Genomic DNA, 857 nt, shown 5'->3' on the forward strand with positions numbered 1-857 from the left:
GCCGAGATCATGGATGCCGCGTATTTCTTCATCAACAATCCCGATGTGAAGCACGGCACCCTCAAGATCCTGTTCACGCCCGACGAGGAGGTCGGCCGCGGCGTCGACAACGTCGACATCAAGAAGTTGGGGGCCGATTTCGGCTACACCATGGACGGCGAGAGCGCGGGCTCTGTCGAGGACGAGACCTTCTCGGCCGACGGAGCCACCATCACCATCAACGGCGTCAGCGCCCATCCCGGCTACGCCAAGGGCAAGATGGAGCACGCGATCAAGATCGCGGCCGCCATCGTCGAGCGACTGCCGAAGGAGGGCTGTTCGCCCGAGACGACGTCATGCAAGCAGGGCTTCCTGCATCCGATCAGCATCGACGGCGCGCTCGAGCAGGCGACGCTCTCCTTCATCGTCCGCGACTTCACCGAGGAAGGCCTGAAGGAGAAGGAGATCCTGCTCGAGAACATCGTCAAGGACGTGATGAAGGACTATCCGCGCTCGACCTACACGTTCGAGGTCAGGGAGCAGTACCGCAACATGAAGCAGGTGATCGACCGTCACCCGCACATCCTCGAATACGCTATCGAGGCGATCCGCCGCGCCGGCCTGCGGCCGATGCGCACCGCGATCCGCGGCGGCACCGACGGCTCGCGCCTGTCGTTCATGGGCCTGCCCTGCCCCAACATCTTCGCCGGCGAGCACGCGTTCCACTCGCGCCTCGAATGGGTCAGCCGGCAGGACATGGAGAAGGCGGTGCAGACGATCGTCCATCTTGCCATGATCTGGGAGGAGAAGGCGTAGGCGCGCCGCTAATCCCGGCAACGGGCGCAAAAGCCTCCACGACGTCGTGGCCGGGCTTGTCC

General features: G+C 64.1%; 1 protein-coding gene. It reads left to right on the forward strand.

Annotated features, from left to right (window positions below):
* Positions 1–795: peptidase T (gene pepT / locus AC1D00_RS43360; protein ID WP_477014960.1), on the forward strand; the 795-nt coding region annotated here is incomplete at its 5' end.
* Positions 796–857 lie beyond the last annotated feature (62 nt).

The sequence above is a fragment of the Bradyrhizobium sp. P2_E8 genome (assembly GCF_056403875.1).